This window comes from Collinsella sp. TF05-9AC, assembly GCF_003438495.1.
GTDB lineage: Bacteria > Actinomycetota > Coriobacteriia > Coriobacteriales > Coriobacteriaceae > Collinsella.
In genome coordinates, this window is the sequence record NZ_QSSH01000066.1 from 1 (window position 1) to 1,423 (window position 1,423).

2 protein-coding genes are annotated in these 1,423 nt (G+C 68.0%); both read right to left on the reverse strand.

Going from position 1 to position 1,423, the window contains the following annotated elements:
- Window positions 1–40 precede the first annotated feature (40 nt).
- Window positions 41–274, reverse strand: coding sequence for a type II toxin-antitoxin system RelB/DinJ family antitoxin (locus tag DXC52_RS09855; protein ID WP_233504935.1), 234 nt, complete (start codon window positions 272–274; stop codon window positions 41–43).
- Between the two features lie 10 nt (window positions 275–284).
- The gene (locus DXC52_RS09860) at window positions 285–1,340 is read right to left on the reverse strand and encodes an IS1595 family transposase (RefSeq protein WP_199409518.1); all 1,056 of its coding nucleotides are present in this window, start codon (window positions 1,338–1,340) and stop codon (window positions 285–287) included.
- Window positions 1,341–1,423: the final 83 nt, after the last annotated feature.

Sequence of the window (1,423 nt, forward strand, 5' to 3'; positions counted from 1 at the left end):
AAGGCTCTGTTAGACCAGGATTGACATGCCGACCTGCCGGCTATCTCGCCGTCTCCCCGTCGGGCGCCGGCGTCTTGACCCTCATCTCGAACGGCATCCCGCCCTCCCGGACGAGCGCCCTGAGGAACGCGTTGACGGCGGTGGACATGGACAGGCCGAGCTCGTCCAGGATGGCCGTGGCCTCCCTCTTGACCTCCGGGTCGATGCGGATCGTCGTGGCCGGTATGTTCGACGGCATGGCCTCACCCCTCCTCGTGTATCGCGGTGCGACCATTCTACCGCCTCTATGCGGCGGGCGCGGCCCAGTAGTCCATGTAGGGCGGCTCCACGTTGAACATGTCGCGGACGCGGCTCCTGCAGACGCCGTGCGCGAGCTGCCGCGCGACCGTGCGCCCGGCGGCGCCGGAATCGGTCGCCATGAAGGTCCGGCACCACCTGAACCAGGCGAGGTAGGCATCGAGGTGCTTCGTCGACACGCCCTTGAACGGCTCCATGAAGGCGCCGAGGAGCGAGTGGACGGTGTTGATCCGGTTGATGGTTCCCCCGGAGCGGTCCTTGGGGTCGTAGGCCGCGTGCGCGGCGACCTCGAGCTCGGCGAGGACGCCGACGTAGGCGGCCGCCCTGTCGGTCGCGACGACCGAGCCGGCCGCGATGCGGCCCCTCAGCGCGTCCATGGCGCGCTCCCTCGAAAGGGCGCCCCGCCCCGTGACCTCGAGGAACGTCTCGTTCGAGTCGTTCACGCCGGTCATGACGCAGATCCGCTCGCGCGACAGCCCGCGCCTGTGCACCTGCTTGCCGCGGTGCCGGGAGGGGCGCGGCATCGTGAACGACCCCTTCGCGTGGTTGCCCTTGAACGACTCGGGGAAATAGGTCTCGTCGAGCTCGCAGCCGCACCCCCTCTCGACCCTGAACGAGGGGGAGTAGGCCGAGAGGCACTCGATCAGCCTGTGGCGCATGGTGTAGGCGGTCTTGAGGCAGACGCGGCAGCGCCTCGCGCATTCGCGCAGGGGCAGCATGAGCACGAAGCACTCGGCGTAGGCCATCCAGGTCTCCTTCGGGAGCTTGCTCGTCCCCAGGATGCGCTCGCTGCCCATGCCGAAGGTCCTGCCGCAGCCCCGGCAGAGGTAGCGCTGCTCGCCGTTCCCGGCCTTCCCCTTCTTCACGACCGCGGCGGACCCGCAGCGTGGGCAGCGTTCGATTTCGTAGGCGGAGCCGGCCGCGTCGTCGAACGCCGCCGCGCGGATCACGTCCCTGACGGATTCGATCGCGCGGCGGCGCTCGGTCTTGCTGAGGTTCGCCATGTCCTTCTTGAAGTTGAGGACCAGGTCTTCGGCGTTCATGCTGCCCCCATCATCGCGGTCTACAGGGCTAACGATATGGCACCGTGGGGACACATGTATGTCAATCCTGGTCTAACAGAGCC

Coding starts and splice junctions, on each gene's coding strand:
- DXC52_RS09855 (WP_233504935.1), bottom strand. CDS start 274: ATGGTCGCACCGCGATACACGAGGAGGGGTGAGGCCATGCCGTCGAAC.
- DXC52_RS09860 (WP_199409518.1), bottom strand. CDS start 1,340: ATGAACGCCGAAGACCTGGTCCTCAACTTCAAGAAGGACATGGCGAAC.